The sequence below is a fragment of the Oceanobacillus oncorhynchi genome, from assembly GCF_000821065.1.
Taxonomy (GTDB): domain Bacteria; phylum Bacillota; class Bacilli; order Bacillales; family Amphibacillaceae; genus Oceanobacillus; species Oceanobacillus oncorhynchi.
This window is the reverse complement of the sequence record NZ_CDGG01000001.1, coordinates 416,766-442,449: the sequence shown is the minus strand read 5'-3', so window position 1 is coordinate 442,449 and position 25,684 is coordinate 416,766. Positions and strand designations below refer to the sequence as shown.

Below are 25,684 nucleotides of genomic sequence, written 5' to 3'. Positions count from 1 at the left end.
CCTTTTCTTTTCTATATCTATGAAAACGAAACTTCATTCAACGGGAGTTATATTTCCCTCCCATAGAATGATTGGTTAAACTTATTGAATAAAAAGCACTCTTAATCGTACCATTATTTCTAAAACTCTAGCAAGCTATTCATTCCGGGCAAAATAATTTAATTTTTTTGAATAAATTATCCTTTTCTCAATTGCAAACTGCTGCCTCAATCTTAATGACATCGCCTTCATAATTTGTTACGCTAGTAAACGGAAGAGAGATTGTTTCAAAATGTCGAAAGTGGAGAACATTTGGAGCTGAACGCGGTTATTTTTAAATGAAAATGCATTCATATTTTACTACCGTTTATCTGGCAGTATAACTTCGATTGCTTTAGGAGTTTTTAGGGAAGCGGCTGCTCGGTCATATCCCCGGGTGCATACCCTTGTGTTACTATCTGCGTTTTGTTGGAGTGATTTATCGCATCATTTTGATGGGGGCGCGTCATCACCGTACCATTCTGTCGGAACATTTCATTTCCTGCAGAGAATCACCCGTAAAAACTCCCGCCGAATGACGTTTGGTTTTATATTTCTTCACAATTTAAATAAGGGGTGTACACAATGAAAAGAGTTGTTCTTGTTGGAGGTGGATACGGCGGTATCAAGACGCTGCTCGGCCTTCTCAGCCAAACATTAGCCGCTGATATACATATCACTGTTATCGACCGTAATCCATTTCGCTCGCTAAAAACAGAGTTCTATGCGATTGCTGCAGGAACTTCAGCCGATCATGATGTTCGTGTTGATTTTCCAGCTGATTCCCGGGTGAACTATATTTTTCGGGAAATCATAAAAATCGATACGGAAAATAAACAAATTATTATTCAAGATGAAGATTCCATTGTTCCTTATGATTATTTAATTATCGGCTTAGGCTGTGAAGACAATTACCATGGAATCCCGGGGGCAGCAGAATTCACAGAAAGCGTTCAAACCTTTGCAAAAGCCAGAAAAGCAGGAGTGGCAATAGGAAATTTGAAAGCTTATGGAAAAGTATCTGTTATCGGTGCAGGATTAAGCGGGATTGAGGTGGCTTCAGAAATCCGGGAAAGCCGGCCAGACTTAAACATCCGTCTGCTTGACCGCGGTAATACGGTATTAAAACCACTGGACAGCAAAATTCAATCCTATGTACAAAAATGGCTGACAGAAAACAATGTCGATGTGATACATAATTCAACGGTAGAATATGTAGAACAAGACGGCGTTTGCAATAATGGCGTTTGTTATTTAAATGATGTGACCATCTGGACAGCAGGTGTACAGCCGAATTGGCTTGTACGTGAACTTCCATACAGCAAGGATAATCACGGAAAAGTCGTTGTCAATGATTTTTATCAGGTTCCAGAGGATCCATCTGTGTATGTGCTGGGAGATTGCGCATCCAGTGAACACTCGCCAAGTGCACAGCTGGCCGGCCTGCAGGGAGAACAAATTGCAGAAATTCTGCTTGCTATTTTAAATGAAAAACAGCCGAAAAAACCAAAACCTATTAAACTTAAAGGAACCTTGGGCTCCTTAGGCAAGTCAGATGGTTTTGGAAATATGGCCAAGAAGCCAATGACAGGCTTATTGCCAAGACTCGCAAAATCAGGCGTATTATGGTTAAGTAAACGCCATTAAATAAAAAAATGCCGGGCAAGGTAAAACAGCCCGGCATTTTTCTATTTATTAAACTCCGCCAGCATCTCTTCAATGGCTTTGGCAACACCATCCTGCTCATTTGTCACCGTCTCGTATTGGCATAACTGCTTAATTTTATCTGCAGCATTACCCATCGCGACTCCGCGCCCAGCCATTTCTAACATGCTTGCATCATTCCAATTATCTCCGATTGACATCACATCCTGCATAGACCAGCCACTGTCTTCTATATACTTTTGAATGGCTAATCCTTTTTGGGCTTTAGGATGATTAAATTCCAGATTCGTCTCTCCGGAAGATGTAATTACAGCCCCTGTCTCATCACGAAGCTTTCTTTTTGCGCCCTCCAGCTGACTCTCCTCAAAAGCAAAAGAAAGGATTTTATAAACTTCCGTATCCTCATCCTTCACTGCTAACTGCAGATTTTCAATAAAAGAAACCTCTTCTAATTGAAACCGCTGCTCTACCATTTCACGCATTTCCCTCTCAGATATATTCGGATGAGTTGTGTGCAGGATATCCATGAGGATATCTAAAAAGTGTTCCCGGCTTTCAGAAAGGACGCCTTTATCTGTAAATAATTCTACATACATCCCCAGTTTGCTGCATTCATCGACAATACGTGCAGCTGCCTGTTTATCCATTGGAATACTATTGATTACTTTTCCATTTTCCTGATAGGTTACTGCGCCATTCAAGCTGATAATAGGACAATTAATCCCGGCAGCTTGAAGCGGCGTATTCGCTGCCTGATAGGACCTGCCTGTTGCAGCAATAAATTCCACGCCTTTATCCATTGCTTTTTTTACTGCTTGTGCATTCGCTTCACTGATTACGCCATTTTCATTAAGCAAGGTTCCATCCATATCTGATGCAATTAATTTCATAATATATTACCGCCTTTACGACATTAGAAAAACTTGAATCTATTGTATTTTTTTGCGTAAAATAAAGGAACCCATCTGCTGACTCTATGGGCTCCAATCATTTTACTTCTCGTATATACTATACCTTATTTACATCAGATGATTCCAATAATTGCTCTGCCTTTTCAATTTGGTCTAATACACTGTTTTTGGCTGTTCCGCCTGCAGCAGCTCTTGCATTAACCACTGTCTCCGGCTTCAGCGCTTCAAATATATCTTCTTCCACCACATCGGAATATTGTTTGAATTCCGCTAAGCTCAAATCCAGCAGATACTTGCTGGCTTGAATACAGTTTAAAACCACCTGGCCAACAACCGCATGCGATTCACGGAAGGTGAGTCCCTTATTCACCAAATAATCAGCCAGATCCGTCGCGTTGGAATAATCATTCGAAACCGCCTTATACATGCTTTCTTTATTTACTTCCATGGATGCAATCATTCCGGCAAAGAGCTGTAAAGCGCCCTTCAGCGTTTCATGGGAATCAAACATCCCCTCTTTGTCCTCCTGCATGTCTTTATTATATGCGAGAGGCAAGCCTTTTAACGTCGTCAGCATTCCAATCAGATTGCCGTAAAGACGACCTGTCTTGCCGCGGACAAGCTCTGCCACATCTGGATTTTTCTTTTGCGGCATCATGCTGCTTCCCGTTGTATACGAATCATCCAGCTCGACAAAATTAAATTCGGCACTGGACCACTGCACGAGTTCTTCACAAAGACGTGATAAATGCGTACCGATCAACGAGCCATTGGACAGGAATTCGACCACAAAATCACGATCACTGACAGCATCCAGGCTATTTTCACAAATTCCGTCAAAATCAAGCTGCTCTGCTACAAAAGCACGATCAATCGGAAAAGTTGTGCCTGCCAGTGCCCCTGCACCTAATGGCGATTTATTCACACGCTTCAAGCTGTCCTCCAGACGCTCCACATCACGCTGAAACATAAATACGTATGCCATCATATGATGGGCAAATAAAACCGGCTGCGCACGCTGCAGGTGCGTATATCCCGGCATAATGACATCAATGTTTGCCTTCGCCTGCCCGATAAGCGCCTGCTGAACTGATTTCACGAGCACAATCAGCTCAGATACCGCTTCTCTTGCATACAGCCGCATATCCAACGCTACCTGATCGTTTCTGCTGCGCCCAGTATGAAGCTTTCCTCCTACTGGACCAATTTCTTCAATCAGCAGTCTCTCGACATTCATATGGATATCTTCATCTGCTTCTGATAATTCAGCTTCTCCAGCCTCAATTTTGGACAGAACCTTTTTCAATCCTTCGGTAATCTGCTCTGCGTCCTCTGCCGGTATAATATCGCATTTCTTCAGCATTGCAACGTGAGCCAGACTGCCTTTCACATCATATTTCGCTAACTTCTGGTCAAAACGAATCGACGAGGTATACTCGTCGACTAGTTCATTCGTTGGTTTTGTAAATCTTCCACCCCATAATTTCACGGATTAACAGCTTCCTTTACCTCTAGTTTTACTTTCTCAATCGATTTATTTCCTTGAGGGCCGTTGACAGAGGCATGTACCTGCGTCGGCAGTCCCCATAGCTTAATAAATCCTAGTGCTGCATCATGGTCAAAAGCATCAGCTTTGTTATAGGTTGCTAAGTCAAAGTCATATAAGGAATTTGCAGATTCTCTTCCGACAACTTGTGCATGCCCTTTGTACAGCTTCACTTTTACTGTACCATAAACATGCTCCTGTGTCTTCTCAATAAAGGCCTGCAAGGCTTCTGTCAACGGGGAATACCATAAGCCGTAATAAACTGCCTGTGACAGCTTCTGCTCTACTACCGGTTTAAATTCCGCTACTTCACGAGGTAAAGTTAATGCTTCCAATTCCTGATGTGCATTAATCAACGTCATTGCTGCCGGAGCTTCATAAATTTCTCTTGATTTGATACCTACTAAACGATTCTCCACATGGTCGATTCTGCCAACACCATGTTTACCGGCAATTTCATTTAGTGTTAGAATCAATTCATCTAAATCCAGTTTTTGACCGTCTAATGAGACCGGCTTCCCTTGTTCAAACGTAATCTGCACCGTTTGCGCTTCATCTGGTGCATCCTCTGGTTCTTGGGTTAAATCATATGCATCCTTTGGCGCTTCTGCCCATGGATCCTCTAAAATGCCGCATTCATTACTTCTTCCCCATAGATTCTGGTCAATACTGTATGGACTGTCCTTTTTAATTGGAACCGGAATATTATGCTCTAATGCATATTCAATTTCTTCCTCTCTCGACATTGCCCATTCACGAACTGGCGCAACAATCTTTAATTCAGGGTTTAGCGCTGTAAAGGCAACGTCAAAACGAACCTGGTCATTTCCTTTTCCAGTACAGCCATGCGCTACAGCCACTGCACCTTCTTCTTCAGCGATATCCACCAATATTTTTGCGATCAATGGGCGCGATAATGCCGAAATTAATGGATATTTCCCTTCATAAAGCAAGTTGGCCTTCAATGCCGGCAATACATATTCCTCTGAATAAAGCTTTTTCGCATCAATCACATATGATTTGATAGCACCTACGTCCAATGCTTTTTGCTTCACGAAGTCCAAGTCTTTTCCTTCCCCAACATCCAACGCTACTGCAATCACATCATAATTATATTTATCCTGTAACCATTTCACCGCTACAGATGTATCTAATCCTCCAGAATAAGCTAAAACGATCTTGTCTTTTGCCACTTAAAAAATCCCCTCTCGTAAATGTGCTGTTATCGAATTATTATGCATCATTATGTATAATAATGCAAGAGGTATTTTAAAATTTTTTTATTTTTTTGAGGAATTCCGCTTTTATCCAGTCAAGACACGTAATTTCTAGGTTTTTTATTCGTTTCTGGTAACATAAATAATGGGATAAATGAGCGTTTGTATAGAAAAAGTATCCTTTTGTGTGGAAATGATTATGTATATTTTTTTCACACAAAAAAGACGCTCTTTCTAGAAAAGAACGCCTTTTTTCCACGCTGTTACGGAAAACCATCCGGGAAATTCCCGAAAGCTACAGCTTTATTCTATATTTTCCCTACCGCATCATGAATAGAGTCTACTCCAGTAATTAAATCAAAGCCTTTTTGATACGTATTTTCAGCTTCAAGTGCTTCCACAATGACGGCTGCTACATCTTCACGCGGAATGCTGCCCCGCTCCAAATTTTCTCCTGCCAGAACTTTTCCTGTACCTGGTTCATTCTGTAATCCGCCTGGACGGACGATGGTATAATCAAGTCCGCTTTGTACCAATGTTTCATCCGCAAAATGTTTTGCCACCATATATGGCTTAATTGGACTGTCTGCCCAGCTGTCCCGGTTATTCGCCTGGAATGCACTCACCATCACAAATCGGTTCACATTGGCTTTTTTCGCAGCTTCAATCGATTTTACTGCACCGTCTAAATCAATGAGCAATGTTTTATCCGGGCCGGTCTTTCCGCCGGAGCCAGCTGTAAATACCACTGCATCTACATCTTTGATAGCACTTTCTAAATCTGAAATACTACCTTCTAAATCCGCTAGAACAGCAGGAATACCTCTATCTTCTAATTCTTTTTTCTGTCCTTCTTTGCGAACCATGGCTGTCACCTCATGCTGTTCATTTGCATGCAGCTGGTTCACCAGATGCTTTCCAATCTGTCCGTTCGCTCCAATGACAAATACCTTCATTTCTCACAACTCCTTTTAATCATTCTTTATATTATCATGTTCCCTTGTATAAAATATCCAAACACGGATTTGTACTCTGAATTTTATTAAGGTTAGGAAGTTATTATGGCTATCATAATTACTATAAAGAGAAGAATGGCTAACATTATTTCGATTGCTCCGTATCGCTTTTTATTTTGATTTATTTTCATGATTCCTTCTATCAATCCTAGAATAGCTAAACCTATGAATACGATTAGGGGCACAATAAGAGATGTTTCTCCATCAGAGTTAAAATTAATCATTAAACTGGAGAATGCAAGAACAATAAAAACGATCCAAGTAATGTACATTCCTCTTGTAATAGAATCCATTTTTATAAAAACCCCCTTTAGCTCATGATTACTCATCATCTAAAAAGGCTTTTCTATGCTACTATTCTTTACCTTTTTGAGCGGAGAAATAAACATCTACAGATTATAGGCGGTGCTTACAAAACCAAAGAATCAGGTTTTCTCTTTTGTATGAAGGGAAGAATGGTTATATATGAAATTAACTCTAGCAACAGGGGATGGTAACGGTGTCTTCCGCTAAAAAAAGTTTTATTGCAAGCGCATTTATTTACTTTTTCATATCTATTTTACATGTGTTCTACTCAACCATTTGGATATATTCCATCAATCTATTGGCTTTAACTGTTTTTATCATTTTATTGTTATTCACCTATACCAGTTTCACGAACAGAAGGTATGTCCATCTGTTTGTAGCCTTGGTTATTCTTGTACCGCCCGCATTTAAAATCATTTATCAATTTATTTCTTAATTCAAGTCTGGCGATAAAAATCCGATATGCTTCTATCATAAAAAAACACTGTCACTTAACACTAAACTCAAATTCTAAAATAAAAAGAATGACCCGGAAAGCCATTCTCTAACGATGTCTTATTCACTTATCCAAATCGTCCAGAAATATAGTCCCCTGTACGCTGATCTGTCGGGTTATTGAAAATGTGGTCAGTTTTATCATATTCAATGATTTCCCCATTTAAGAAAAATGCCGTCTTATCAGAAATACGGGCTGCCTGCTGCATGTTATGCGTTACGATAACAATTGCGTAATCTTTCTTCAATTCCTGTACAAGCTCCTCGATGCGCAAGGTTGATTTTGGATCCAGCGCCGAGGTCGGCTCATCCATTAAAATCACGTTGGGTTCCACTGCCAAACAGCGGGCAATACATAAACGCTGCTGCTGTCCGCCCGATAACCCGTATGCATTATCACCCAGACGGTCCTTTAACTCATCCCAGATAAATGCGCCGCGCAGACTGTTCTCCACAATTTCATCAAGGACCTTCTTATTTTTAATGCCGTGGATTTTAGGTCCATAAGCAATATTTTCATAGATTGATTTCGGAAACGGATTTGCTTTTTGAAAAACCATTCCGACCTGTGTACGCAAATCCTCTACACGAAAGGATTTATCTAAAATATTTTTCCCTTTATACGTTATCTGACCGGATGTTTTCACAATGGGAACCAGTTCCACCATCCGGTTCAATGTTTTCAAATACGTCGATTTCCCACAGCCAGAGGGGCCGATAATCGCTGTCACTTCTTTTTCTTTGATATCCATATTTATATTTTTTAAAGCATGTGTTTCCCCGTACCATAGGTTTAACCCTTTTGTATCATAAACGACCTCTTTTGGCACTTCCGGTTCATATCTTTCATTGGGGTTTCTTACAAGCTTTAAATTAATTTGTTTCTCCATTACCGTACTCATAGAATAATCTCCTCTCTTTATTTAACCAATTTAATTCCGTAATCTCCCATTAGTAGCGCTGCTGAAACTTATTCCGAATCAAAATAGCGATAGAGTTTAGTAAGAACAGTAAAATCAATAACACGATAATCGTTGCTGCTGCCAGATTTGCATATTCTGCTACAAGGGAGGAATCAATCGTCCAATAATAAACTTGCATCGGCAATGCCGTAAATGTATCAAAAACACCGGACGGAAACGGGATTAACAATGCAGGTATACCAAGAACAGTTAAAGGAGCTGTTTCTCCAATTGCGCGTGATAATGCTAAAATTGCTCCCGTTAAAATACCAGGTAATGCCGCTGGTAAAATAATACGGCGCACTGTCTGCCATTTTGTTGCTCCCATGCCGTAGGATGCTTCACTAAGCTGTCCCGGCACTGCCCGCAGTGCTTCCTGTGCTGCCACAATAACAATCGGAAGTACAAGCAATGCTAAGGTTAATCCGCCTGCTAAGATAACATTGCCAAATTCGAGAGTACGGACAAATAACGTCAGACCTAACAATCCATACACAATCGACGGGACGCCTGCTAAGTTAGAAATATTTGTTGCAATAAAGGACTGAAGCTTGCCCTTCTTTGCATAAAGCTCCAGATAAATGGCTGTTCCTACCCCGATAATCATAGTTACCGGAATAACTACCACCATCAGCCACGCTGTTCCTAAAATTGCTCCCATAATCCCTGCTCTGCTTGCGTCTGTGGATAGGTGATTCATCAGAAAATCGATATTGATATATTCGATTCCCTGCGTAAAAATACGAACGAGCAATACAGCCAGCACAATCAGACCGAATAATGTGGAGGCAAAGAACAGACCTTTAAAGCCAGTATTTTTTCGTACACGGGATGACATACGTTTCTCAACAAGCACTGCATCCATATATCTCGTAGCCATCTTAGTACTCCTCTCTAAACTTACGTGAAATATATTTTGCTAATAGATTCATCATTAACGTAAAAACAAATAAGGTTAATGCAACGGCATAAAGACTATAATAAATAGTCGTTCCTGCTGCCGCTTCCCCGCCTGCTACCTCTACAATATAAGCAGTCATCGTCTGCATCGACCCAGTAATATCAAACGAGAAATTCTTGGAGCTTCCACTGGCAATAGCTACAATCATCGTTTCCCCTATTGCCCGGGAAATACCAAGCACAAAGGAAGCAATAATCCCTGACAGTGCTGCTGGAATAACTACTTTAAATGTTGTCTCAAGTTTTGTTGAGCCAAGTGCTAGCGCTCCTTCTCTCATCGAGTTTGGAACAGAAGACATGGCATCTTCTGATAACGAAGCAATCATCGGAATAATCATGACGCCCATAATGATTCCCGGGCTAAGAATATTGGTTGCTTCAATAGATGGAAAAATCATTCTTAGTAAAGGCGTTACAAATGTAAAGGCGAAAAATCCATAAACAATTGTCGGTACGCCGGCTAAAATCTCTAATAACGGCTTCAGCACTCTCCGAACATGATCAGGCGCGTATTCACTTAAATAGATTGCCGACATCATCCCGATTGGCCCCGCTACCAGCATTGCTATCACTGTTGAGATAATGGTTCCGTTTAACAACGGCAGTAATCCAAATTCAGGATTTTGGCTTAACGGTTTTAACACAGTCCCTGTAAGAAAATCAAGAATTGGGACATTCCGAAAAAACGCAACCGATTCAGCAAACAGCGTATAAATTATCCCAACTGTGGTAAGAACCGATATCGAAGCAATAATTAATAATAGAGTTGGTATGAACCGTTCTAATTGATTAAAAAATTTGCGCTTCTGTTTTTGTTGTTCAATCATTTTACTAACCGACATGCGGTTCTTATTATTTGCAGCCATGATGCTAGAGCCACCTTCCATTTCTTAAAATAAGAGGAAGATGAGAGGTGTTTTTACACACCGCTCATCCGTCTTCTTGTCTTATTCGATTCCTTCTAACTCTTCCAGCTGTGACTGGATTTCTTCATCTGGAATCGGTGCAAAGCCTGTCTCGCCAGCTACATTATTTGTATTTTCTAAAACGTATTTTGCATAGTCAAGCACTTCCGGTTTTTCCTGTGCTTGATTTACATTCAGGTACGTAAATACTGGACGTGTATAGTCTGCATAAGGTCCGTCCTCTGCAATCGTATCTAGAGATGGTTCAACCGCTCCGTCACCAAAGTCAATAGATACAGCGTTGATCGCATCTTGATTACTTTGATAATATCCAAATCCAAAGAATCCAATAGCGTTCTTATCTTCTGAAACCAATGTCACTAATGTCGAGTAATCTTGTTGAAGATCAATTCCACCTACTAAATCTTGTTCTTCTAAAATCTCTTCGTAAAAGAATTCATATGTTCCATGATTTTCATTTGGACCGTACGTTTGAATGTCTTCATTTGGCCAAGAGTCATCAATATCTGACCACTTCGTATATTCACCAAGGAAAATTCCTTGTACCTGCTCTGGTGTTAACTCTGTCGCCCAATCATTATCTGGATGCGTCACAATCGTTAAACCGTCTAATGCAACCTTCAATTCTTGCACTTCCATGCCTAATTCATCTGCTTTTGCCTGTTCTTCCTCTTTTATTTCCCGGGAAGCATCATTGAAGTCCGTTCCATTTTCCACTAAGAATTTTTCAAAACCTGCGCTTGTCCCGGCACGGCTAACCTCTACTGAAACGCCCTGCTGCTCATTTATCATATAATCTTCAGCTAATCTCGCCATTAATGGGTACACCGTACCTGAACCATCAATTGCTACATTACCTGATAATTCTTCACTGCTGCCAGATTCAGAATCACTTGCACTATCTGCATCGCCTGAACCGCATGCTGCCAAGAAAATTAAAATAGAAACAAAAAAGAATAAAGTAAACCGTCTAAAGCTCATTAAAGTGCCCCCTTAAATTTATCTGCATAATAGTTACTGGACATTTCTCCTCTGTCCTCACTTTGAAGTATAGAGAAGAATTATTAATATAGTTTGCTGTTAATGTAAAGAGTATGTAAATTTAAGTTTTTTACTTTAAGAGGGCTATGATTGCGGTACTTTGGAAAAACAAGATAATCCGCCGAGTGGTTTCCCCTTCTCAAGCTTGTCCTATTTCATTAAGAAAAGAATCATTTCCTTCTCTATCTTATTCTATGCACAGATGATCTATTTAGCATTCAAATTTGAAAACTGCCGAAATAGATGATTCCTTTAACAAGCCAGACCTGTCATTTCGACTTTTATCATTTTTCTAAAAATACTTGCTTTTTATATTTCGATTATTTATAATGACATTAATTCGCATAGGTTATTTATGAAAAGCGTGGAAGAGGAAAAGTAAGATTCAACTATTTTTTCACAGAGAACTTCGGCAGCTGAAAAGAAGTAAAAATACGAATCTGAACAATGGCCTCTGAGCTTCGTGCTGAAAATATCGATCGATATGAGTAGGTTCCGACGAGATTTGGTACTCGTTATCAATACCACAGTATCAAAGCTTCTTGCTTTCGTACTTGATGAGGCTGTATGTGTGAGCATACAGTAAAATAAGGTGGTACCACGTATATTCCAACCACGTCCTTATCGTTTATTCGATATGGGCGTGGTTTTTTAATTCCTTAAAAACCAACTGCTCATCGACGAAAATGCAAGCAACACAAAGAGGAGTTTCAAAAGTCCAGCAAAAATGACACAGCGAATTTTTATCGAATTTTTGAGCACATATTATTAAGGAGGAATTTAAAATGGGAAGAAATTTAGTCATTCAAACAGATTTTGGTCTTAGCGACGGAGCAGTCAGTGCCATGTATGGGGTAGCACTTTCTGTAGATTCCAAGCTCCGGGTATTCGACCTGACACACGATATCCCGCAATATAATATTTGGGAAGGCTCCTATCGCCTCTATCAAACGTTACCATATTGGCCAGAGGAAACAGTTTTTATCTCTGTAGTTGATCCAGGAGTTGGTACTGCAAGGCTGAGCGTCGTCGTTAAAACGGTGAATAACCAATATATTGTGACGCCGGATAATGGAACACTTACCCATATTAAAAAGGACATCGGCATTAAGGAAGCCAGAATCATCGATGAGAAAACAAACCGTTTACCTCGCTCAGGGGAATCCTATACGTTTCATGGACGTGACGTTTATGCCTATACAGGAGCAAGATTAGCATCAAATACCATTACCTTTGAAGAAGTCGGAGCCCCTGTTGATGTAAACGATATTGTTGAATTAACAAAACCGGAAGCTTATATAGAAGAAGATATCGTCTACGGTAATATTGATATATTAGATATTCGCTTCGGCAATCTATGGACCAACATCAGCAGAGAGTTGTTTCAAGAAATTAATGTGGCTCACGGAGATGCTTTCGAAGTCACTATCGCCAATAACCGCCAGCAGGTATATAAAAATATCATGACATACCGGCATTCCTTTGCCGAAATTCGCCTCGGAGAGCCTTTGCTGTATGTGAATTCGTTGGATAATTTAGGCGTTGCGATTAACCAGGGCTCCTTTGCCAATGCGTATCACGTAGAAACTGGGCCCCATTGGCAAATTATTATTCGCAAAGCACCGAAAATAAGCTGATTGGTATTTAATAAAATAAGAACATATCATTTAAAGGGGGAATTGGGAATTGAAGAGAAATGGGTTATCTATTAAAACAATTGTAGCAATTGGAATTGGTTCAGCAGTATTTGTTATTTTAGGGCGCTTTGCAGCCATTCCAACCGGGATACCAAATACAACCATTGAAACCGCATATGCCTTTTTAGCTTTAATGAGCGTCGTTTTTGGCCCTATTGCCGGAGGACTGATTGGTTTAATCGGTCACGCCTTAAAGGATGCCGTATTTTATGGTTCTATTTGGTGGAGCTGGGTGTTTGTATCGGTATTTATCGGCTTTTTTATCGGCTTATTCACTAGAAAAATCGATATAGAGTCAGGAATATTTGCCTCCAGACAAATCATTCAGTTCAATGTGGTACAAGCAGGTGTACAAGCGATAGGCTGGTTCTTGATTGCTCCAGCTTTAGACATATTGATTTATGCAGAGCCTGCAAATAAAGTATTTGTACAAGGCGCTTTCGCCGGTATTGCCAATATTATAACCACCGGCATTCTTGGTACGATTCTAATCGCATCTTATACAAAAACCAAAAGTCAAAGCGGGAGTCTTACCAAAGAATAGTATCTGTTGCCGTTATCTGATTTCTGAGAACAGCAGATACTTTAAGGGAGATAAACATGAAACAGCCTATTATCCAGTTTGAAAATGTTACATTTAAATATCGAAGCCAACAGGAACCTACGTTAAAAAATATTGATTTAACCATTCATCAAGGAGAAAAAATATTAATTGCAGGCCCTTCTGGTTCTGGAAAAAGCACACTAGCTCATTGCCTCAATGGGCTGGTGCCTTTCTCGTATAAAGGGGAGATGACAGGAAGCTTGAAAATCCAAGGACAGGAAACAAAAGAGCTCGATATCTTTTCGTTATCCAAAATGGTTGGCACGGTATTGCAGGATTCTGACGGACAATTTATCGGCTTATCTGTCGGCGAGGATATTGCTTTCTCTTTAGAAAATAATGTTACTCCGCATGACACCATGATGAAAAGGGTAGCCGATGTCTCACGCCTTGTAGATATGGATGAATACTTAGATGCTTCTATCCATGCTCTTTCCGGCGGACAAAAGCAGCGGGTCTCTCTCGCTGGAGTCATGGTGGATGACGTAGATATTCTCCTTTTTGATGAACCATTGGCCAATTTGGACCCTGCTACAGGGAGACATGCCATAGATTTAATTGATCAGATTCAAAAGGAGACAAATACGACGGTCGTTATCATTGAGCATCGTTTAGAGGATGTATTATACCGGAATGTGGACAGAATTATCGTTGTTAATGACGGAGAGATTGTAAATGATTCCTCTCCCAATGTATTGCTTACCTCCGATGTGTTACAGAGAAATAACATTCGAGAGCCCTTATACATCAAAGCATTAAAATACGCGGGTTGTCTCCTCACTCCGCAGCATGGCTTAGCACACTTGAATACATTGCAAACAGAGGCATTCAAAGACAAGCTTTTACATTGGTTTGAGCAATCTCCGCCCGCAAAAAAGAGAACGCTGACACATCCTGTTTTGCAGCTGGAGGACGTCTCCTTCACATATAGTGGCAAGGAAAATAACATTAAAAAGGTATCCTTTTCCATTGATAAGGGAGAAATGGTAAGCATTGTCGGTAAAAATGGTGCAGGTAAATCAACTTTATCCAAATTAATTTGCGGATTTGAAAAAAATAACCAAGGAAAAATCATCTATCACGAAAAGGATATTACCGGAGACACTATCTATCAGCGTGCTGAACGGATCGGCATGGTGATGCAAAATCCAAATCAAATGATCTCAAAGCATATGATTTATGACGAAGTAGCCTTAGGCCTTGTTATGAAGGGAACTTATTCCGAAGAAGAAATAAGAGAGAGGGTAGAAAACACATTAAAAATATGCGGTCTGTATCCTTTTCGAAATTGGCCGATCTCCGCGTTAAGCTTTGGGCAGAAAAAGAGGGTAACCATCGCTTCTATTTTAGTGCTGAAGCCAGAAATAATTATTCTGGACGAGCCTACTGCCGGGCAGGATTTCTATCACTATACGGAGATGATGGAATTCCTGGCAGATTTAAACGCCCAAGGTATTACCATTATGATGATTACACATGACATGCATTTAATGCTGGAATATACGCAAAGGGCGATTGTCATAGCAGATGGCAAAGTAACTGCAGATGATTCACCTATAAATATCTTAACCAATGAAGCGATTGTGGCGGAAGCTAATTTAAAAGAAACGTCCTTATTTGATTTAGCAGTTCTTACCGGTATTGAGGAACCGGTCGAGTTTGTATCCAAGTTTATTGCCTTCGACAGGGAGGTACGCAAAGCATGGCCGTAGAAATGTTATCTTATATCGAAAAGGAATCCCCTGTCCATCGATTATCAGGGGGCACTAAATTGATTATTTTTATCATGTGGTCCTCCGCTGCAATGCTCACTTATGATACAAGGATTCTATTATTTTTATTCATTATAAGCATGACCATATTCATTGTTTCAAAGGTTCATATCCGGGACATCGCCTTTGTATTAATCTTTATTTTAATTTTTTTACTGTTGAATAATATCGCTATTTACCTGTTTTCACCTCAGGAAGGTGTCCGGATCTATGGTACCAATCATGTACTTTTTGAAATAGCCGGGCGTTATAATATGACACTGGAGCAAATCTTTTATCAATTTAATATTACATTAAAATATTTTGTCGTTATTCCGGCTGCGTTACTATTTATCGTCACTACCCATCCGAGTGAATTCGCTGCTTCTCTCCACCGGATTGGAATCAATTATAAAATCGCTTATTCTGTCTCTTTGGCACTCCGGTATATTCCAGATATCCAACGGGACTTCCGTACTATTGCCCAAGCTCAGCAGGCCCGCGGGATTGATTTATCAAAAAATGAAAAATTAGCTAAGCGGATCAAAAATGCAGGAGCTATTATTCTTCCTTTAATCCTATCCAGTTTGGACAGAATTGAAGTAATCAGTAACGCTATGGAGTTAAGAGGATTTGGGAAAAATAAAAAAAGAACCTGGTACAGCATCAAGCCTTTTAAACGGGCAGATTATATCACGATAGCTGTTGGAGCAGTCATTTTGACCGTATCGTTGATAATCACCTTTCATGATGGCAGCAGGTTTTATAATCCATTTTTGTAACAGAATGAAAAAGGATGCGATGTTCCAGTGAATGGAAATCACATCCTTTTTGTCATACCGTATAACGTTCTTTTTCCTGTAATTCCATGTTCCCATCTGTCATTTGATAGACTTTATCACAATCCTCAATCAGTCGGGTATCATGTGTTACAACGATTGTTGCTGTTTGCTTTTCTTCTGTAATTTCTTTTAACATACGCATCACTTCAAATGCACGGTCAGAGTCAAGTGACGCCGTCGGTTCATCTGCTAAAATAAGACTTGGGTTGGTATAGAGTGCTTTAGCAATCGCTACCCGCTGCCTCTCTCCGCCAGATAAGTCTTTTGGGAAGCTGCAAAGCAAATGATCAATGCCTAACGACTGATAGAGCGCTTCGGATTCTGCTTTAGACATATTCCCTTTCTTTACCTTATCCAGCAGCTGCATCTGCTGTCCAACGTTTAAATAAGGAACCAGATTCGATGCCTGCAAAACAAAGCCGACTTCTTTCAGCCTTAACGCTGCACGCTTTTTTTCCTTTAAATCAGTCAAAGCTGTGCCGTTCATCCTGACTTCTCCCGCTGTGGGTGTCTGCAGCCCTCCGGCGATACTTAAAAACGTACTTTTTCCGGAACCAGAGGGGCCAATAACTGCAACTAATTCGCCTTGTTGCGCCTCAAAATTCGTTTCTTTCATTGCTTCTACTTTTGTTCTGCCAGATCCAAAGGTTTTCTGCACCTTTTTCAATTCTAAAATAGCCATATTCCCTTAACCTCCTATCGCCCGTAATGGGTCAATTCGCACAATGGTCTGTACAGAAATAAATGCTCCAATGACGGATACGGCAATCAGAATCATTCCATAGACCAGCATTTCAATGTAATTAAAGGCTACCGGTACAGCTGCCGGCAGGAATAATCCTGTAACTACAGCAAGAACCAGCCCAATCATCACCCCAGCTAAAGAAAGTAAAAATGTCTGCGCTACAACAGAGCCGGCCAAGTATTGGGAGGATATTCCCTGAGCCTTCATCACCCCGAAAATACTTATCTTCTGAATAGTAAGCACGTAGAGAAAAATCGCCAGGACCACAGCTGAAATAACAAACAGGAAGTATATCATTAATGTCAGCGTCAAGTTCTGCTCTGTATAACCAGGCAGATTCTCTATAAACGTTTCTGTATCAACCACCTGCAATGCTTCATCTGCTTCCACACTGTCTAAGTTATCTGTACGAATAACAAAGGCATTCACTGCATCGTTATCCCCTTCAGCCATTTCCCCATATTGCAATGTTTCCAGCGTATTTAAGTCTGTGAACAGCACTGGCGCTGCATTAAATCTGGCTTTATCCGTAAAGCCAGTGATTTCCAACGTCTCCTCTGTGGAAGATAAGGAAATCTCATCACCAATTTCAAAGCCGTCTTCTTTTAATGTATCATCCGCTATTACTTCTCCCTCATCCGCGAATGCGTTTCCTTCTGTCACATTTGGCATGATAAAGGACGCTTCATCTACAGCAAAGATAAATACATTTTCTTTTTTATCCCCATGACTCGCTATTGCGCTGAGCTGAGATAATTCGGTATATTCATCCACTCCGGCCCCGTCAAAATCATCCGCAGACACGATGGATTGCTGCAGACGTAAATCGGATTCCTCTGTTAGAATAACACCGTCTGCTTCCCATTTATCAACAGCCTCCCGATTAAGCTGCTCCAGTCCATTGGCCAGACCGGATAAAAAGAATACAAGATAAGAAATAAGTACCAGCACACCTATAACTAAGGTGAAACGCAGCTTGTTGTTCTTTATTTCATTCCAAGCTAAAAACATTCCTTCACTTCCCTTGATTTTATTACAAACACCTTTTCTTATTCCCCTTTTAGAGAATGTTTAACCCGGCATCTCAAGCGGTCAATTTGTATCATCTGTTAATTCCCTCAAATAACCGATAATTTCCTCCTTTTCTTGCGCATCCGGTTCTTCATATAATAACTGCTCAGCAAACTCCCAAATATCCTCCAGCCTTCTTCTTAACTGGTAAAAAGCAAGAGCATCTTGATTGATATGATAACTTTCATGATGCTGAAGGTAGACTTCCATAAACTGCTTCCAATAAGGCTTTTCTGTCAGAAACATCATATCTGCTTCAGGAGGAGCCAGTTTCAGTCCTTCCCAATCTATTAATAATAGCTTCTCCCCCTGCATCAAATTCCAATGATGCAAATCTGTATGACATAAGACCATATCGAAGGAAGCAGATTTCAGCTTTTCTGAAAGTTCTTTTATGCTGCTGATCCATGCAGCTATTTTTTCCCGATTTTCACGAAAAAGGGCATGTAGCTCCCCCGGGATATGTTTTTCATTGAAATGAATGACCTCTTCCAATTCTTCTAAAAAAGGCACGTCAAAGTCCTCCTTCAGAGCTTTCGTTGGAAAAGGGATTTCCTTCCCAAATGAGTGGAGTGCGGCTATTATATGTGCAAATTCTGATACCTGCTGCTTGGTTAAGCCTTGTTCACCAATGGTTTCCCCATCAATAAAAGGATACAGCAAATAACTATTTTCTGTGTCTTCACATTGATACTTCCCTTCCTTTGTCTGTAGCGGAACAGGAATTTTTCCTTTTAAATCACTGTTATATGCTAACCACTCCACAATGGGAGCATACTGGTCAATCCACGCGGTCAACTTTGGCGTAGAAGCACGTCTCTTTTCATATACCTTCAAAAAATAAGCAGCATCCTCCGCCTTTATTTCAAAGGCAAGGGACGCCCATCCTCCCTGTTTGGATTGTACGTGAACAGGATGGACTCCATACGCTTCCTGTAATATTGCAGTAAACGGATTCACTGCGATTCCCCCTTCCCTAAAAAGCTTGAATCCTACTGTAAATTCAAAAATGGCCGTTCTTTATTAATCCGGTCAAAAAACATGATGCCATTCAGGTGATCCATTTCATGCTGTACTAAGATAGAGCTATATCCCTTAAAGGTATATGTATGCTCCTCTCCCTCTGTATCAAAGGCCTGCACCTTTATTCTCTCATAACGCGGCACGTGTCCAGATACTTCCCTGTTTACAGACAGGCATCCTTCCCCTTCCGGAAGATAGATTATATTTGCAGCATGGCTGATCAATTTGGGGTTAATCAGCTTTAATTCCATTGTTTCCTCCTTTTCTGTCTGATATCGTATGACAAACATGCTTTTATTGATGCCAACTTGATTTGCTGAAAGCCCTGCTCCCGGCCTCAGCTGATATTTCTTTGCTATCTCAGGATCCTGACTGTTTTTCAAATACGTCATCATGCATTCCAGCTCTGTTTTCGTTTCCTCCGAAACAGGGAGAGATACAGGGTCTAACTGTTTTCTCAAAATAGAATCCCCCTCTTTTTTAATATCTTTCATCGTTACACGGTAGTCTTTATGAAATTTTGTCATACATAAACACCTCTTCTACATTTTTATCAAGCGCTCTGGATATTTTAAATGCCAGTTCTAACGTCGGATCGTATTTATCATTTTCCACACAGTTAATGGTTTGCCTGGAAACACCGCAAAGCTTAGACAGTTTTTCTTGTGTCATATTCGATTGCTTCCGTAATGTTTTAATCTTATTCTTCACCAACTAAGCTCCTTTTTGTCAAAAGCATTTGACAAAATTGTAGCATGACCTTCCTGTAAATGTCCAAAACGTTGGACACAATGAAATACTGACTCCCTTTTGGTACATACTAAAATAAGAAGGTTATGGGTGACTTTTTGTTTTATTGCAATGTAACTGATTGGGACTGGGACTGCGATTACCAATGTTGTCAGGTTAATGAATTTTCTTAAATACTCAACTTTCGCACCTAAGAATAAGCAAATATTTCTTGCTATTCCAAGATGAACATGTTCTTCATTACCATGCTTGCATTTTGGTGAAATATCCGGCCTTTTTGGAATTGATGATGGTGCATAGCTCCGCTCCGGCCAACCACTTCGCTTTCCATGGGGACGGCTTCAGCTAACTTGAAAAGAAAACCGCTTTTCAAGTGGATCTTCAGCTCGCCCTGCGATGCACAGGACGTGCAAGTGCAGGCGTTGTGACAGGAGTCACGGGTTTAGCCTGCAAACCACTTAGGAGTCTGCGTGGTTGGCCTGCGCTCTGATAGGATTCTACAGCGAATGAAAGAAATAAGATTTTAATGAGCTGAAGGAAATAGCAACTTTCGTCTGAACAACCCAATCATGACAGCATGAATATGAAATACAGGGAATAGCATTTATGCTCAGAAAGTAATCTTGACGGAACATTTTACCATACAGCATGAAAAAGATGTTCTATCTGATTAAACATCTATTTGGTGAGTTGTTTTTTCACGTATAGAATATCCTACTAGCGGAGGCGGACCGTTTTGACTCCTGAGGGATCAGCACCATCTGAAGATCCACTTTTGCCAAGTGCTCTTCTTGGCAAAAGTTAGCTGAAGAGCGTGCCCCTAGGCAGACTAAGGCCGCAACGTCCTGTTGCAACGTCTGCACTAGTACGTCCTGGGACTGCGATTACTCGCCCCATCGAAAACATTTGTACGTCGGAAAGCAAAACGGTCCGCCGCAGCGGTCGCATTAACCTGACATCATTGAGACCTGCGATTACTCGGTCTATTAAAACCGTTGCTGCGATTACTCGCCCCATCGAAGGTCTTTTGTATGATGCCCGCTTCAAGCATAGAGAGAAACTGAAAATTCTAAGCAGGAGAACCAACAGCCAATAACGGCCCGGTTGGTTTAATTAACATTTCGCAGGGAATGAAAAGGCCCCCGCGGAATGAAGCTTCCCTTTATTCCCCGAAATTTTGTGATGTTGTATGTATCTCCTTCTTATTAAAAGTGTTATCATAGTATATGTTTTCGGAAATACGAATAGGACAATCCTATTTTTGGAGTGATTATATTGAAGGCATGGTTAAAAAATCGGACCAGGACCGAATATATTACCGTCTGTCTATTACTAATCGGTTTTATCGCATCGATGATATTTATCAATAACAATTATGATTTATATGATAGAACGATTGTTCACATTACCGATGTTCAAGAAATAAATAGAGAAGATCAGCCAGATGAGCATGGCAATCAAGATGAAAAAGTCACCCAGCATATCGTTGGAGAAGTAAAAAATGGTTCAGATAAAGGAGAAATAACTGAATTTGATAATGAATATGTCCAGTCCCTGGCATTGGACTATGAGTTATCTGCAGGCGATGAAATCTTTCTTGCTCAAGACGGAGAAGCAACAGGGGATATTAAACGGGACAAATATTTCGTGTTTGTCGCATGGATATTCCTGATTATTTTATTAGCAGTCGGAAAATCCAGAGGTGCTCTATCCGCACTGAGTTTGTTTGTCAATGCAGCTATTTTGTCATTTGCATTAGATATTTATATACAGAATCCAAGCATCAGTCTTTCTGTTATTACTGCAATCAGTATTATTATTTTCACCATTCTCTCCTTATTGATGGCGACAGGATTTAACGAAAAAACCTATACAGCTATTTTAGCTACATTAATAGGGACCGTAATTTCATTGATGATTGCTTATGCAGCACTGCATTTCACTGGCGAACAAGGACTGCGCTATGAAGAAATGGCCTTTTTAACCAGGAACCCGGAAACCATCTTTATGGCAGGGTTACTAATCGGTTCCTTAGGAGCTGTAATGGATGTAGCCATTACATTATCAGCTTCCATGTTTGAAATGTATGAGAAAAATAACCGGATTGATTTAAAAACATTAAAAAAAGCAGGTTACGAAGTCGGGAAAGATATCATGGGCACCATGACCAATATTTTATTTTTTGCCTATGTCAGCGGGTCCCTTCCCATGCTGTTAATCTATTTTAAAAATGCAGCACCGTTCGGCTTTACCATATCAATGAACCTTTCCCTTGAATTAACACGTGCTTTAGTCGGCGGAATTGGGATTGTATTGACCATTCCGATTGCCATCTATATTTCCATTTTCTTTATCCGGAGAAAGCAGGCGAAATTATGAATGTACTTGTATTACTGGCAATCATATTATTTGCATTAATGGCTTGGGTCGGCGGTATGAAGGGCGTACGCTCTTTTATTGCCCTCTTTATCAATTTTATCATTGTGCTTATGGCTGTATTCGTCATGAATGACCCGTCCGGGAATCCAATTATTATTACGCTTATTGCATGTGGTTTCATCAGTGCTGTCAGCTTGTTCTTCATCAACCGGGTAAATAATAAAACGATGCTTGCTTTCTTATCTACGATTGCAACAATGGTTATTTTAATCTTTTTCATTATTATTTTAACCGAACAATCCATGATTTATGGACTTGGGGAAGAAGAATCTGGAGAAATCACAGCTTTCAATGTGCATATTGGATTAAATTTCATTCAAATTGCTACAGCTGTGATTATTATGAGCACGATTGGGGCGATTGTAGATACTGCCATTTCAATCACCTCTCCGATGCGTGAAATCCACGACCAGAATCCGGAAATTTCCAGAAAGAATCTATTCTTCGCCGGCATTCGTATTGGCCGTGATATTCTAGGTACAAGCACAAACACGCTATTCTTCGCCTTTTTCGGAGGGTATATGGGGCTGCTAATCTGGTTTAAGGATTTAGATTACTCTCTTGGCCAAATTATAAATGCCAAAGTGTTCAATGATGAAATGCTTGGAATCCTTATTTCGGGCCTTGGCATCGCTCTGGTTATTCCGATTGCTTCTCTGATGAGTGCATATTATTTGAAGAAGCAGAAAAAGGACATCGCGTTGGATGAGCAGAAATAGGTAAAAGCAGCCTTACGCTGTTTATGTTTAGAAATAAGCCCGAATGATTCCGCTTGGAATACATTCGGGTTTTTATCTACAATATAAAAACGTCCATTACATCATTAAACTTAATGATTGTAAAATCCTTTTGACCCAGCTTATCAACTATAGCTATGTGCTCGTCTTGATAGTTAATGCTGTCTATATATCCTTTTATATGATGAACATGACAATCCTGATAGCATTTCACTTCAATAAGCAAATTATCTTTATGTGCGATAATTAATTGAAAGCAATTCTGCTTCCGTTGCCGCTCATTTAACATTGTTTTTTCTTTCGTATTCCTTTCTTCCTGTACACCAATATTCAAGCCCCGACGCTCCTTTTTACACACCCTATGGATAAAATATTTTCTATCTTAAAGCTGCGCACCTGTTTTTTATAGTAACAATAAGCAAGAATCCTTTTATCATCTATACCTACGACGCGAATAACACGTTGCGTTACATTGTTATGGCGGTCGATATAATAGATCATGATTTTTTCCTTTTTATCCAGAGAATGATGAAGTAATCCAATCATATTTATTCCTCCAAATAAGAACTTTTGTTCTGAACATTTGTTCTTATTATATCAAAAAATAAGAAAGAGTAAACATGAAATAAATGGATGAATGTGTTTTAAAAGAAACGAGCGATAATCCGTTCAAGTATTTGGATTTGGGGACCAAAAATGGTGCTGATTAACATAATTAGCCCGCCAGCTCCCTTGCATCAAGCTATATTTGACTTTTCTCATATTTCATATTAAAATGTATCCACAGTTACATAAGAACTCTTATTGAGAGTGGCGGAGGGACTGGCCCGATGAAGCCCGGCAACCTTTCTAGAACTCGTTCTAAAAAAGGTGCTAAATCCTGCAAAGTGCATAATGTGCTTTGGAAAATAAGAGAGGACGTTTCGTAAATGAACTTATTCAACCTCTCTAGAACAAAATAGAGAGGTTTTTTATGTAGCATTTAAACACATGTAAAAGGGGTTATCTTACCATGCAAACAGTTACTGTAAAGGGATCGCCCAGCCATTATCAAATCGGTGAAGGTTCTCTGGAATACCTGATAGAAAATCTGAATGACTTGCGGGTGAAGCGGATTGCTGTAGTTGCCGGGCGTACTGCTTGGGAAAAAGCAAAACCATATCTTCCTTCTGCATTGCTGGATCAAATAGAGGAAAAAGATATACATACTGCAGATGATCATTGCACCGTGGAACGAACTGACAGACTGGCCTCGATTTATGAAGAACAGCAAATAGATGCTGTCATCGGCATCGGCGGGGGAACAGCTCTGGATATTGCCAAAGCAGCGGCTGCCAATGCGCAAATAAAAAGTATCTTAATCCCAACGATTGCCGCCACCTGCGCAGCTTGGACGCCATTAAGCGTCTTTTATCAGGAAGATGGTGCTCATTCTCATTACACTGAGTTTCCTGAATCTAATACACTCGTAGTGGTAGAACCAGCAATTATTGCAGAAGCTCCTGTAAAATACTTAAAAGCAGGCATTGGCGATACGTTAGCCAAATTCTATGAAGCTCGCTCTCTAGTTGAAGCCTTCTACCCTGAAGGCACGCTTCCAGTCTGGCTGCAAATATCTCAATTCGCCGCTCGTGCCTGCAAGGATATTTTGCTGGATGACAGTGAAGCAGCAATCCAAGCTTGTGAGAGTAACCAAGTCACTGATGCTCTTATTCGTGTTATCGAAGCAATTATCGCAACAGGCGGTATGGTTGGCGGCTTCGGCGGAAAAGCTGGACGAATTGCAGGTGCGCATTCCATTCATAATGGGTTAACTGCTGCCCCGCAGATTGCCGATTCACTTCACGGGGAAATTGTATCCTACGGCATTTTAGCTCAGCTTGCTATCGAACAGGATAAAAACGAGCTTACGAAGCTATTAGCTTACTATGATACATGGGGATTCCCGACAAAATTAGCAGACTTCTCCATACATACGGATGATCAGGAGCTGCTGGAAACCATTGCGAAAAAAGTGACACGGGAAGAAGAATCCATTCATTTGATGAAAGAAGAAATTAATGCAAATACCGTTATCGACGCATTTTTACAACTTGAGAGTGTTACTAAATAAAAAAAGAAAGTAGGAAAATCATCATGAAAAAGAAATATTTACTTCTTATTACAGCTTTATTATTCGTTTTCCTCGCTGCTTGCGGAGGAGATGAGGAAGAGAGCGGTTCAGATTTACTTGAAGACGGCGTATTGACAGTAGGTGTAACAGCCGGTCCACATGAAGAAATTGTTGAAAAAATAGCTGAAATTGCAGCAGAAGACGATTTAGAAATTAAAACAGTTGTTTTTAGTGATTATGTGATGCCAAACGTTTCACTGGATGAAGGTGAAATTGACATCAGCAGCTTCCAGACAGAGCCTTTTATGGACAGCATGGTGGAAGAAAGAGGCTTGGATATTGTGAAGGTAGCAGATACCGTTACTTTCCCGATGGGAGTTTATTCCGAATCGGTTGATTCTCTGGAGGACCTTCCTGATGGCGCAACATTAGGGCTCCCTGGCGACCCTACAAACAGCGGACGTGCTTTATTATTATTTGAACAAGCTGGTCTTATCACATTAGAAGAAGGCTTGGGTGTAAATGCAACCGTAAATGATGTAATTGACAACCCGAAAGACCTTGAATTACTGGAATTAGACTCTGCACAAATTCCAAGACAGCTTGGCGAAGTTGATGCAGCAGCAATCAATTCAAACTTTGCAATTGAAGCAGGGCTTTCACCCAATGATGATTCGCTCTTTATCGAGCAGGATTCTACATTCGTTAACTTGATTGCAGCTCGTACAGAAAACCAAGATGATGAAGTCGTTCAGCAATTTATTGATATTTACCATACAGACGAAGTGAAAGAATTTATTGAAGAAAACTTTGATGGCTCTGTTGTTCCAGGCTGGTAAATCTTTATTT

Annotated in this window: 26 protein-coding genes, 1 riboswitch and 1 other annotated feature; of the genes, 9 read left to right on the top strand and 17 right to left on the bottom strand. The window is 40.3% G+C overall.

The genetic code is table 11. The features are described 5' to 3' along the window. Positions 1 to 383: 383 nt before the first annotated feature. Positions 384 to 512 (bottom strand): hypothetical protein, encoded by a 129-nt coding sequence (locus BN997_RS23635; RefSeq protein WP_264299303.1) that lies wholly within the window; start codon positions 510 to 512, stop codon positions 384 to 386. A gap of 91 nt (positions 513 to 603) precedes the next feature. Between BN997_RS23635 and BN997_RS02075 the strand changes: the two genes are divergently transcribed. Further along, a complete protein-coding gene (locus BN997_RS02075; RefSeq protein ID WP_042529221.1) occupies positions 604 to 1,665 on the top strand; it encodes an NAD(P)/FAD-dependent oxidoreductase in 1,062 nt (353 codons plus the stop codon). Between the two features lie 41 nt (positions 1,666 to 1,706). Here the strand turns inward: BN997_RS02075 and BN997_RS02070 are convergent, their stop codons facing one another. From BN997_RS02070 to BN997_RS02030, 9 genes are all read right to left on the bottom strand, one after another. Continuing rightward, positions 1,707 to 2,573, bottom strand: coding sequence for a Cof-type HAD-IIB family hydrolase (locus BN997_RS02070; protein ID WP_042529220.1), 867 nt, complete (start codon positions 2,571 to 2,573; stop codon positions 1,707 to 1,709). A gap of 118 nt (positions 2,574 to 2,691) precedes the next feature. After that, positions 2,692 to 4,083 (bottom strand): argininosuccinate lyase, encoded by a 1,392-nt coding sequence (argH, locus tag BN997_RS02065; protein WP_042529218.1) that lies wholly within the window; start codon positions 4,081 to 4,083, stop codon positions 2,692 to 2,694. Beyond that, the gene (locus BN997_RS02060; RefSeq protein ID WP_042529216.1) at positions 4,080 to 5,333 is read right to left on the bottom strand and encodes an argininosuccinate synthase; all 1,254 of its coding nucleotides are present in this window, start codon (positions 5,331 to 5,333) and stop codon (positions 4,080 to 4,082) included. Before BN997_RS02060 ends, argH begins: the two co-directional genes overlap by 4 nt. Before the next feature lie 332 nt (positions 5,334 to 5,665). Beyond that, positions 5,666 to 6,313: an SDR family oxidoreductase gene (locus BN997_RS02055; RefSeq protein WP_042529214.1), complete on the bottom strand. Its 648-nt coding sequence runs from the start codon at positions 6,311 to 6,313 to the stop codon at positions 5,666 to 5,668. Positions 6,314 to 6,405: 92 nt separating this feature from the next. After that, the gene (locus tag BN997_RS02050; protein ID WP_042529212.1) at positions 6,406 to 6,666 is read right to left on the bottom strand and encodes a hypothetical protein; all 261 of its coding nucleotides are present in this window, start codon (positions 6,664 to 6,666) and stop codon (positions 6,406 to 6,408) included. 576 nt (positions 6,667 to 7,242) lie between these two features. Beyond that, the gene (pstB, locus tag BN997_RS02045) at positions 7,243 to 8,076 is read right to left on the bottom strand and encodes a phosphate ABC transporter ATP-binding protein PstB (protein ID WP_042529210.1); all 834 of its coding nucleotides are present in this window, start codon (positions 8,074 to 8,076) and stop codon (positions 7,243 to 7,245) included. A 49-nt stretch (positions 8,077 to 8,125) separates the two neighbouring features. Then, a complete protein-coding gene (gene pstA, locus BN997_RS02040; protein WP_042529208.1) occupies positions 8,126 to 9,016 on the bottom strand; it encodes a phosphate ABC transporter permease PstA in 891 nt (296 codons plus the stop codon). Position 9,017: 1 nt separating this feature from the next. After that, positions 9,018 to 9,962 (bottom strand): phosphate ABC transporter permease subunit PstC, encoded by a 945-nt coding sequence (gene pstC, locus BN997_RS02035; RefSeq protein WP_042529206.1) that lies wholly within the window; start codon positions 9,960 to 9,962, stop codon positions 9,018 to 9,020. Positions 9,963 to 10,043: 81 nt separating this feature from the next. After that, positions 10,044 to 11,003: a PstS family phosphate ABC transporter substrate-binding protein gene (locus BN997_RS02030; protein ID WP_042529204.1), complete on the bottom strand. Its 960-nt coding sequence runs from the start codon at positions 11,001 to 11,003 to the stop codon at positions 10,044 to 10,046. A 416-nt stretch (positions 11,004 to 11,419) separates the two neighbouring features. Continuing rightward, positions 11,420 to 11,689 (top strand) — a binding site (T-box leader). Between the two features lie 159 nt (positions 11,690 to 11,848). Between BN997_RS02030 and BN997_RS02025 the strand changes: the two genes are divergently transcribed. The 4 genes from BN997_RS02025 to BN997_RS02010 are packed head-to-tail and all read left to right on the top strand — an operon-like array spanning position 11,849 to position 15,897. After that, positions 11,849 to 12,700, top strand: a complete 852-nt coding sequence (locus tag BN997_RS02025) for an SAM hydrolase/SAM-dependent halogenase family protein (RefSeq protein WP_042529202.1) — start codon at positions 11,849 to 11,851, stop codon at positions 12,698 to 12,700. Between the two features lie 49 nt (positions 12,701 to 12,749). Continuing rightward, positions 12,750 to 13,304: an ECF-type riboflavin transporter substrate-binding protein gene (locus tag BN997_RS02020; RefSeq protein ID WP_042529200.1), complete on the top strand. Its 555-nt coding sequence runs from the start codon at positions 12,750 to 12,752 to the stop codon at positions 13,302 to 13,304. A gap of 56 nt (positions 13,305 to 13,360) precedes the next feature. Continuing rightward, the gene (locus BN997_RS02015) at positions 13,361 to 15,076 is read left to right on the top strand and encodes an ABC transporter ATP-binding protein (RefSeq protein WP_042529198.1); all 1,716 of its coding nucleotides are present in this window, start codon (positions 13,361 to 13,363) and stop codon (positions 15,074 to 15,076) included. Beyond that, entirely contained in the window at positions 15,067 to 15,897 is an 831-nt protein-coding gene (locus BN997_RS02010; protein ID WP_042529196.1) for an energy-coupling factor transporter transmembrane component T family protein, read from the top strand. The genes BN997_RS02015 and BN997_RS02010 overlap by 10 nt, the downstream gene beginning before the upstream one ends. A gap of 52 nt (positions 15,898 to 15,949) precedes the next feature. On the opposite strand, the gene BN997_RS02005 is transcribed toward BN997_RS02010, so the two are convergent. The 5 genes from BN997_RS02005 to BN997_RS01985 all read right to left on the bottom strand — a co-directional run bounded on the left by BN997_RS02005 (position 15,950) and on the right by BN997_RS01985 (position 19,507). After that, the gene (locus tag BN997_RS02005; protein WP_042529194.1) at positions 15,950 to 16,639 is read right to left on the bottom strand and encodes an ABC transporter ATP-binding protein; all 690 of its coding nucleotides are present in this window, start codon (positions 16,637 to 16,639) and stop codon (positions 15,950 to 15,952) included. Positions 16,640 to 16,645: 6 nt separating this feature from the next. Next, the gene (locus BN997_RS02000; protein WP_042529192.1) at positions 16,646 to 17,713 is read right to left on the bottom strand and encodes an ABC transporter permease; all 1,068 of its coding nucleotides are present in this window, start codon (positions 17,711 to 17,713) and stop codon (positions 16,646 to 16,648) included. Between the two features lie 81 nt (positions 17,714 to 17,794). After that, a complete protein-coding gene (locus tag BN997_RS01995; protein WP_042529190.1) occupies positions 17,795 to 18,733 on the bottom strand; it encodes an aminoglycoside phosphotransferase family protein in 939 nt (312 codons plus the stop codon). 32 nt (positions 18,734 to 18,765) lie between these two features. Then, on the bottom strand, positions 18,766 to 19,323 hold the full coding sequence (def, locus tag BN997_RS01990) for a peptide deformylase (protein ID WP_042529186.1): 558 nt from the start codon (positions 19,321 to 19,323) through the stop codon (positions 18,766 to 18,768). Then, positions 19,307 to 19,507, bottom strand: coding sequence for a helix-turn-helix transcriptional regulator (locus BN997_RS01985; RefSeq protein WP_042529184.1), 201 nt, complete (start codon positions 19,505 to 19,507; stop codon positions 19,307 to 19,309). The genes def and BN997_RS01985 overlap by 17 nt, the downstream gene beginning before the upstream one ends. Positions 19,508 to 20,812: 1,305 nt before the next feature. Between BN997_RS01985 and BN997_RS01980 the strand changes: the two genes are divergently transcribed. Continuing rightward, the gene (locus tag BN997_RS01980) at positions 20,813 to 21,925 is read left to right on the top strand and encodes a YibE/F family protein (RefSeq protein WP_374705757.1); all 1,113 of its coding nucleotides are present in this window, start codon (positions 20,813 to 20,815) and stop codon (positions 21,923 to 21,925) included. Beyond that, positions 21,922 to 22,704: a YibE/F family protein gene (locus BN997_RS01975; protein WP_042529182.1), complete on the top strand. Its 783-nt coding sequence runs from the start codon at positions 21,922 to 21,924 to the stop codon at positions 22,702 to 22,704. The genes BN997_RS01980 and BN997_RS01975 overlap by 4 nt, the downstream gene beginning before the upstream one ends. A gap of 76 nt (positions 22,705 to 22,780) precedes the next feature. Here BN997_RS01975 and BN997_RS01970 read toward each other — a convergent pair whose 3' ends face one another. Beyond that, positions 22,781 to 23,056, bottom strand: coding sequence for a YolD-like family protein (locus tag BN997_RS01970; protein ID WP_042529180.1), 276 nt, complete (start codon positions 23,054 to 23,056; stop codon positions 22,781 to 22,783). Then, complete coding sequence (locus BN997_RS01965) at positions 23,053 to 23,268, bottom strand: hypothetical protein (RefSeq protein ID WP_042529178.1); 216 nt, start codon at positions 23,266 to 23,268, stop codon at positions 23,053 to 23,055. Before BN997_RS01965 ends, BN997_RS01970 begins: the two co-directional genes overlap by 4 nt. 252 nt (positions 23,269 to 23,520) lie before the next feature. Continuing rightward, positions 23,521 to 23,637: riboswitch (SAM riboswitch) on the top strand. 97 nt (positions 23,638 to 23,734) lie between these two features. Here BN997_RS01965 and BN997_RS01960 point away from each other — a divergent pair. Further along, a complete protein-coding gene (locus BN997_RS01960; RefSeq protein WP_042529176.1) occupies positions 23,735 to 24,835 on the top strand; it encodes an iron-containing alcohol dehydrogenase family protein in 1,101 nt (366 codons plus the stop codon). A 23-nt stretch (positions 24,836 to 24,858) separates the two neighbouring features. Next, positions 24,859 to 25,674 carry a MetQ/NlpA family ABC transporter substrate-binding protein gene (locus BN997_RS01955; RefSeq protein ID WP_042529174.1) on the top strand — a complete coding sequence of 272 codons (816 nt, stop codon included), beginning with the start codon at positions 24,859 to 24,861 and terminating at the stop codon, positions 25,672 to 25,674. Positions 25,675 to 25,684: the final 10 nt, after the last annotated feature.

Bases quoted from the DNA above. Each gene is read 5' to 3' on its own strand.
- BN997_RS23635 (WP_264299303.1), bottom strand. From the start codon at position 512: ATGTTCCGACAGAATGGTACGGTGATGACGCGCCCCCATCAAAATGAT.
- BN997_RS02075 (WP_042529221.1), top strand. From the start codon at position 604: ATGAAAAGAGTTGTTCTTGTTGGAGGTGGATACGGCGGTATCAAGACG.
- BN997_RS02070 (WP_042529220.1), bottom strand. From the start codon at position 2,573: ATGAAATTAATTGCATCAGATATGGATGGAACCTTGCTTAATGAAAAT.
- BN997_RS02055 (WP_042529214.1), bottom strand. From the start codon at position 6,313: ATGAAGGTATTTGTCATTGGAGCGAACGGACAGATTGGAAAGCATCTG.
- BN997_RS02050 (WP_042529212.1), bottom strand. From the start codon at position 6,666: ATGGATTCTATTACAAGAGGAATGTACATTACTTGGATCGTTTTTATT.
- pstB (WP_042529210.1), bottom strand. From the start codon at position 8,076: ATGAGTACGGTAATGGAGAAACAAATTAATTTAAAGCTTGTAAGAAAC.
- pstA (WP_042529208.1), bottom strand. From the start codon at position 9,016: ATGGCTACGAGATATATGGATGCAGTGCTTGTTGAGAAACGTATGTCA.
- pstC (WP_042529206.1), bottom strand. From the start codon at position 9,962: ATGGCTGCAAATAATAAGAACCGCATGTCGGTTAGTAAAATGATTGAA.
- BN997_RS02030 (WP_042529204.1), bottom strand. From the start codon at position 11,003: ATGAGCTTTAGACGGTTTACTTTATTCTTTTTTGTTTCTATTTTAATT.
- BN997_RS02025 (WP_042529202.1), top strand. From the start codon at position 11,849: ATGGGAAGAAATTTAGTCATTCAAACAGATTTTGGTCTTAGCGACGGA.
- BN997_RS02015 (WP_042529198.1), top strand. From the start codon at position 13,361: ATGAAACAGCCTATTATCCAGTTTGAAAATGTTACATTTAAATATCGA.
- BN997_RS02010 (WP_042529196.1), top strand. From the start codon at position 15,067: ATGGCCGTAGAAATGTTATCTTATATCGAAAAGGAATCCCCTGTCCAT.
- BN997_RS02005 (WP_042529194.1), bottom strand. From the start codon at position 16,639: ATGGCTATTTTAGAATTGAAAAAGGTGCAGAAAACCTTTGGATCTGGC.
- BN997_RS02000 (WP_042529192.1), bottom strand. From the start codon at position 17,713: ATGTTTTTAGCTTGGAATGAAATAAAGAACAACAAGCTGCGTTTCACC.
- def (WP_042529186.1), bottom strand. From the start codon at position 19,323: ATGACAAAATTTCATAAAGACTACCGTGTAACGATGAAAGATATTAAA.
- BN997_RS01975 (WP_042529182.1), top strand. From the start codon at position 21,922: ATGAATGTACTTGTATTACTGGCAATCATATTATTTGCATTAATGGCT.
- BN997_RS01965 (WP_042529178.1), bottom strand. From the start codon at position 23,268: ATGATTGGATTACTTCATCATTCTCTGGATAAAAAGGAAAAAATCATG.
- BN997_RS01960 (WP_042529176.1), top strand. From the start codon at position 23,735: ATGCAAACAGTTACTGTAAAGGGATCGCCCAGCCATTATCAAATCGGT.
- BN997_RS01955 (WP_042529174.1), top strand. From the start codon at position 24,859: ATGAAAAAGAAATATTTACTTCTTATTACAGCTTTATTATTCGTTTTC.